Source organism: Pseudomonas avellanae BPIC 631 (assembly GCF_000444135.1).
Taxonomy (GTDB): Bacteria; Pseudomonadota; Gammaproteobacteria; order Pseudomonadales; family Pseudomonadaceae; genus Aquipseudomonas; species Aquipseudomonas avellanae.
Map to the genome: position 1 here is coordinate 1 of NZ_ATDK01000318.1, position 7,496 is coordinate 7,496.

Below are 7,496 nucleotides of genomic sequence, written 5' to 3' on the forward strand. Positions count from 1 at the left end.
TGGCCAAACTGGATCGTGATGCGTTCTTCAATGCTGAGTTCATGATATGACATAGGTTCACCGTACCGGATTGGTCAGGTGTTGCGCTCAGTTTTTGCCGCCGCCCTTTTATGACATTTTCCGGAACCGATCCGGTTGCCTGACCACTCAATCTACTGTCGTTTATTACCACATCGGATAAAGTGCCAACCGGCAGAACTCATAGTGTTTCAGGTCATCAGCTTCTAATGGAGATGTAGACCGCGTCCTCTTCGGCATGATGCCGTTGGTGCTTCGTGGGTAATAAACGGGATGTAAATTTATATACAGGAGTTTAATAACGATGGTCAAGGTTACCTCTTCCGGATTTACTGCCAACCCTCTCTCTCATCATGCGGACAGTGTCTCCCCCGCGAACAGCCCCCCTCAGTTACCGGAGCCTGTGCCTCTGGTTGATCTAAGCGAGTCGTCCCGCAAGGGCGGTATGCGAAATCGGCCGCATGCCAGTTTGAACAGTCAGGTGCTCGGACTGCAAGCGGTGCCGTCGCAACGCGGAAAGCATGTTCGTGTCAGAAGTCATGCCGATGGCGAGAGTGTCATTAACGCCTGGCTGGCAAAGCGACCCTCGGTTCAAAGCGAAACCAGCCTTGGTAACGATGGCAAGCTGGTGCGTTATAACGCTGTGAGTCATGAACCGCTGGCGCCGCGCAATGAGGCGTTTTTCACCTCTGTGCCGGGGATGTTGATGGCCGTTTTGACGGTCCATCCCGAGATGGAACATGGCATCAGCGGGGACATAACTGCCGATGCTGTGGCTGCCCGGCTTGCTGAACCGCCAATAGGGTTATTGACCGGGGTCTGGCAGTCTTCCCATGATCGAGCCTATCTGGAGCGTGGCGGTGTGGTGCACACCGCCAATATGGAAGAGCGCTGGGCGCCGTTGACGCTGCCAGGCATGGACCCCCGAGAGCCCCTGCGAATGACTGGTTTGCAGGCCGATGGTGGTGTCTATCTACATAACGGCAGCCAACTGTGGCGCTTGACCGACACTGCCGCCGAATCCGTGATAACTGAAAACCTTCCTGAAGGTGCGGCGGTACGCATTGGTGCCGGTGGCGAGGTGCACGGGCTGCATGAGGGCGCGCTTCATTCGAATGGCATTTCCCGTCCAATCGAGCTTTGGCGGCCAAAAGCTGGCGCGCCGGGGAGCGAACAGAGTCCGGCGCGTCCCGTTGATTTGCTGCCGTTACCGGGTGGCACCGCTGCAATGATCCTCGACGACAAGGGACGCGTTTATCAGGCCGATCTGAAAGGCACAGGAGCTGTTGAAGCCCACCGCCTGAAATTACCTGCTGACTTTGCGCAGGGTAAAGGTTGGGCCGTGACCGCCATGGGATTGTCCCGAGACGAGACTGTTCACCTGATGCTGCAGGACCAGAACGGGCGGCGCATGAGCTTGCAGCGAGCGCCAGGCGAGGCGCTGTTTCGTCCTGCTTACCTGCTGGATCGCCCGTTGCTGCTGCTCTATACCGAAGGGCTGCATGTTCCGTCGGAGGCCGCAGTGCAGTCGCACGTTCAGCTTGATGGTCATGCTCAGCTGGGGCATATCGACGGTGTGCTGCATTATAAAGCGGGTCCCGATCAGTCGTGGGAACGGCTAAAGCAGTCGGGCGGCGATCCGCTGACGGGTGTGGACGCTCTGTATTCCAGCCCGTTGGGGTTTATCGACAGAAAACCGGTTTTCGCTTTGCTGGGCGATGCCCGGCAGGTGGTCGAGTTGAAACTGGAGGGGCGTACATCCTGGTTGCCGAGCGATGCCGAACTGCCGCGTCACCCTGCGGGCGGGCCTTTGGCGGTCATACCGGATACGGTAGCGTTACGCACCAGCCTTCTCGCGCAGTTTGACGAGCCTGTACAGGCGCTGGCGGTTCACGGTAACCGCCGGGTCATCGCGCTGACGGATTCTGGCCGATTAATGGCTGCCGATGCGGACAGCCCAGCCCGCCGACTTCCCACGTTGCAGCGCCCCGTCGCCATCGCCGTAGGGCTCAACGATCAGTTGCTCGTGCTGCACCACCCCCATAGCCAGCGCCCTCAGTTGAAACGGTTGAGTGCTAACGATGACTGGGAGCCTGTGCCGATAGTTCTGCCGGGTAGTGTTCACCCTTCAAGTCTTCGCGCTACTCGCACGGGGCAAATACAACTACAGCTGGGAGAAAACTGGCATACGTTGCTGCCATCAATGACCTCGCACGACAATCAATCCCTGCCGGCACGCGTTAAGCCTGAGCCAGAGAGGGATGAAGCGCCGTCGGAGAACTTCCTGGCGGGTAGCAACGCCCTCGCCAATCAGCAGCAAGCCAGTCGTATCAGCACACCACATCATGACGCATCGGTGGTTACGTCGCTGCTGGGGACAACGGCCAACAACCCGTTGACGGCGGCGTCGAGCCTACAGGCAGTGGTTGATACGACCCGCGCTCAGGTAGGCGCGTTGGCGAGAGATGTAGTGGGCGCAGCGGCGAACAGCGCGATGCGGTCAATGGCGCATACGCTGGGTGTCGTACTGCCGCCAACGCCTCAGGAGAAGCGCCTGGCCAGTTTCCATCATGAGGCGAAACAGGCTTACACATCAGGAAAAATACTGTTTGAACATCTGCCGACGCTCGCGCAAGTGCGCGTCGCTTCGGCCGTAGGGCCGTCGGACGGAGAAAGATTCGGACTGTCACATCAGCAAACGCAACGCTTGTTGAATCTGCGAGAAGGGAAACTGGAGGCGCTGTTACGCGACTTGCGCAAGATCGGCTTTCATGAAGGCGTGATCATGGGCGATATGGGCGATATGGGCGACAGCGACAGTGCGGACGATAGGGTTTCTACCACCTCTACGCCAACGTTCCGGCTGGCCGAGCTATGGCGACGACAGCATTCGCGAGTGGATAAGGCGCTGTCTTCCGCCGGATTATCCAAATCAGAAGACATGTTGCCGAACCTCAACCAGAGTATCAAAGCGTTGGCTGGCGGCGCGGCCCTGCATGCGGATCGTATGAGCGAACGTGAGGCTGAGTTGTTGAGCGTTTTGTGCGAGGTCAGCGAAAAAATGATGCGCGCTGGCGTACGCTTGCCGGCAGATGATGGAAGCGTTGACAGCGCCCACAGCCAGGCGCCACACGGCTTGCGAACAGCAGGATTGATTGCAGGTCTGGTGGACTATGATGCGCTGTTGAGCAGCACGGACGCGCAGGCGCTGGAAATGACGGAGCGACTTCAGCAAGATGCCAGGCTTGCTGCATTGTGCAAACTCGGTCTGTCGTCGTGGGGTCAATTAGCGGCCTTCGATGATGTGGCGACGACGTTTCGCGAACAGATAGCGTTGCCGGGCTCGGCACGCCGCACCCAGTTGCTCAAAAATCTTGGCTTGCCGCCCGATGCCGCGCCGGACGAAATGGCGGCGCGCATGTCCGACTTGCTCCTGGATCTGTTCAACCGGAGCACCTTCTTCTCGACGCAATCGCGTGGTCTGGAGCTGCGCGGTTCGTTGGGATCGGCTGACTGGAAACATCTCAATGCGTTCAGCGTCGGCGTGACTGGCGAGGCGCTTCAAGTGCTCGGCGTAGAGCGCATCGGCGATGGCAAGGATGGCGACGCCGGCCTGGTCGCGTTTTTTGTGCGCCACGCCAAGGCCTCTGTATCCGCGACGTCAGGGATCGGAATCGACTTCAAGCCAGGCCCCGGCACTGGCGGCCGTGTTATTGATTCGCGACCGGGCCGCTCGATGAACTCGACGTGGGGAGGCTCTGCCAACCTGGGTATTTCCGGCGCGTACCAGCATGGTCAGGGCGCCGCCGTGATCATCGCACCTTCGACGATCTCTGATTTCGCGCGGCTGTTATTTGATGTCAACCATCCCGATACCACCCACATCCTGCGCACCGGTGTGAACGGTGGTTCGATTGGTCTTGATCTGTTTGAAACCAATGTGAATGCCTCTGTGGGCGCGAACGTCAGCGTATCGCCATTCAGCCTGAGCCAGAAATATGGGCCACAGAAGCCGACGGCAGATGCGGCCGTCTCTGGCGCAAACAATCGGCGCAGCACTGCGTCGGGGGCGTTGTCGGTAGGCGGGACGGCTCAGGCTGGCGCGCACTGGGGGCAAATGGAGTTACACCTGGATCACGCCTGGGCCGATATTATCGGTCTGGAATTTCAGGGCCGCACGGATTTCAATCTTGAATTCAATAGCAGCCTGAATCTGGGAGGCGCGCTGTCTTCCGCGCTGGGCGATAACCCCCAGAAGTTGATAAATGCCTCCACTGGAAACGGTAATCTGCAGCTCGCCGGCATCCGCGTCGCGTCAAGCGACGTGCAGTTGCCGACCGATGCGGTGGTTGATGACAAGCGCCGCGGCCCCTTCCTGTCGACGGCCAGCTATAAACGCACCTTTGATACCGAAGTTGCCAAGTCTGTTACGGCTGGGGAGTGGGGCCAGATGCGCCAGCGCCTTGCCAAAGCCTTTCCTGACAATATCGCAGAGTTGGGCGCGCTCGATTACCCGACCAGGCCTGGCGAGCGTATCGCGACCATCAAACAGGTGATTGACCGCATACAAGGTGCGAGGGCGCGCAGCGTGGAAGCCGTCGGTGCCATGGACGGAAAGGCATTGCGCCGTCAGCGTCTCGATGCCTCGAGAGAAATGTCGAACGCCGGCAACAGTGTATGGCGGGCGAGCTCCGAAATTGAGCGCGCCTCGATCGTGGAGATGCTGCATCACTTGCGTCAGCAGGAGCAAAGCGCCGTGCAGAATCACGCCCGAGCCATTCCCGGTGCGCGCGTGGAATTCAACCTGTTCGGTCGTGAATCGCTGGAAACAGTGGTCTTTCACGCCATCGGTCATCTGGGGCTTGGCAGCAAGCTGAACGATCTGGCGGAGCTGCGTCGCAAGGTGCCGGGTCTCGATCAGGTCATGCTGAGTTTCCAGTCGTTGCCCAAGGTCAATCAGGTGCGCTACGTTTTTGAGATGCGCCCTCAGGCGAGGTTTGCCATCAATGACGCGCTACTGGCGCGCGAGCAGCAGGCATCGGCACGTGCGCTCGGTTTGCCGGGACCCTCGGGAAGTGAATTGAATTGGCGCGGCGTCCTGGACAAGATCAAAACCACGCCTGACCTTTATCGGCTGGCGGCGATCGCCGTACATAACACCGATGAAAACCCCGTGACCTCAAGAATAGGGCTGCCGCTGCTGAACGTGTCGGCCACAGGCGCGATATCGCATCAGTTGTTCGAAGCGGAAATCCAGTTCCGATACGGTCTGTATGACGGTCTGCAAGGGGTTGAGTTGCTGGAGGCGGGAAACAGGGCATTGCAGTCGCCGTTACGGGCATTACAGCAATCCGGTATTCAGGCCTTGGGGCAGAGAACCCAGGCCGGGGAGGTTGCGTATGGGCCGCCTTCGCCGCGTAAAGAGTCGCCGTTGCGCAGCGCAGTGGATGCTGCTGCGCTGACAACCAATGACATGGCGCGACAACTTGAGGTTAAAGTCCAGCGTATGAATACCGCGCATGAGCGTGAGGCGAATGCTATCAGTTCGTTCCAGCAGGCTTACGGGATCGCGTCCGCGCATCTAGACAGGCTGCTGTTGCGCATTCCTGAGTTGCCATTGCCTGAAATTGACGACCGCGACGCCGATGGAGGACGTGTGCGGGGTACATTTGCGTCGCTCCAGCGACATCATCAGGCGCTGGATGACGCTATAAGTGCCATGCATCAGGCCAGCGAAAAGGTGTACACGATACCTGGCAAGCGGACCCCTCAAGAGCAAGACCCGGCGTTGGCTCAACTGCTCTCTGTTGAAAAGCGTCGGCGTTCGCTCGGGCATGCCCTGGAAACACTGGCTGGCAGAGGGGTGGAAGCGGGCACGGCCACAGGGCTTGAACTTAACAGGGTCTCATCGCAAGTGAATGATCTGGTCGCTCGTCGGGACGCATTGCTGAAGCAACGTGAAAGCGGTATTCAGGAGGGCGGTCAGGATCGCGAAGAGCTGGAAATGGAACTTCAATTGACCACCTCAGTGTTGCAGCGGCTGCGCGCCGATTTGCTCGACGAGCAGCAGGCGATGGAGGCTACCGCCAAGCGCCTGGATCAGGCGAGCCGCGCTGCCCTTGAGGGTGAGCGCAGCTTCAGCGATGCCGTGCGTGACAGTGCGTGGGGTGAACTCGATAACCTGTAGAGGTGATTGCGCTTCTCTCAGGCAAAACACAGAAAGCGACCTGATGGTCGCTTTCTTGTTTTTGTGGTTCAGCGACCGCTATATACGCTGCGAGCGCTCAGCGATCCCAGGCAAGCCGTTCATAACGATTCCCTGACCACCAGCGGGCAATCCACTGGTTGAGTTCCCGATACGTCGAGGCCCTCTATCAAGTGCCGGGCGGCATTGCGACCGATCTCGTAATACGGCAACTGCACCGTGGTCAGCGCAGGAATGAACAGTTCGGCGATGCCGATCATGTTGTCATAACCCAGTACGGCGACATCTGCGGGGATTTTCAGGCCCCGCCCCAGCAGCAACTGGTAGGCACAGAAGGCAATGCGGTCATTGCCGCAGACCAGAATGTCGAACTGCGGACTGCCCTCGATCATGTGCCGTTCGAGGATGGCGGCGGTTTCCCAATAGGCGTCATGCTCGGACAGGTTGTACTGCATACGTTCGTCTGGAGCCAGGCCGAATGCCAGGCAGGCACGCTGCATGCCTGCTTGCCGGATTTCCCAGGCCAGGCTCTGTTTTGGCAGGTTGATAAACAGCGGGCGTCGATAACCCTGGCTGAACGCGTGGTGCAAGGCGCGGTACTGACCTGTTTCGTCATCCGGCACATAACTGACAAGGCTGCTGTCATCGGCTACACAATTGGCGAGCACCAGCGGTTTGCTCTTCAGGCGCTGGGGAATGCTCACTTCACGCAACCCCATGGCGCTGAATATTAACCCGTCGGGTCGGTGCGACAGCATCAGGTCGATGTTCTGGTCGGTGGGCGGGTTGCTCAGCAGGTTGAGGATAAACACGTTCCAGCCTGCTTGCTGCGCGGTCTGCTCGATTGACAGCAGCAGCTCGACCGCAAACGGTGTCGTCGCGGTGTCCAGGGCAAACACTCCGATGGTTCGTGTCTGCAAGTTGTCACCGCGAATCCTGCGCGCCGACAGGCTGGGGACGAATTGCAGCTCGTCAATCGCGCTGCGGACGCGCTGATACGTCTCGGGGCTCAGTTTTTCCGGATTATTGAGCGCTCGAGACACCGTCATCAGGGACACACCGGCCAATCGTGCAACGTCTTTAACTGAGGTCATGCGAGGCGGGGCCTGTCAGGTTGACTGATGATTGTCATGCTACAGAGGCCTGATTTTTTTCGCGACGTCAATGATGCGGCCTAGTGTACTGTTTTCGAAAAAATCAGCCACCAACTAACGGAAAATTCAAATCTTATCAATAGCTTAGCTTGCAGGTTATGGGTAACTTATTTCGAAAA

2 protein-coding genes are annotated in these 7,496 nt (G+C 58.7%); one reads left to right on the forward strand and one right to left on the reverse strand.

All coding sequences use genetic code 11. From position 1 onward, the window contains the following. The first annotated feature begins 463 nt into the window (after positions 1-463). Complete coding sequence (locus tag DW49_RS0119350) at positions 464-6,205, forward strand: coiled-coil domain-containing protein (protein ID WP_024420498.1); 5,742 nt, start codon at positions 464-466, stop codon at positions 6,203-6,205. A gap of 119 nt (positions 6,206-6,324) precedes the next feature. Here the strand turns inward: DW49_RS0119350 and DW49_RS0119355 are convergent, their stop codons facing one another. Continuing rightward, a complete protein-coding gene (locus DW49_RS0119355) occupies positions 6,325-7,317 on the reverse strand; it encodes a LacI family DNA-binding transcriptional regulator (RefSeq protein WP_005614744.1) in 993 nt (330 codons plus the stop codon). Between the last annotated feature and the right edge of the window lie 179 nt (positions 7,318-7,496).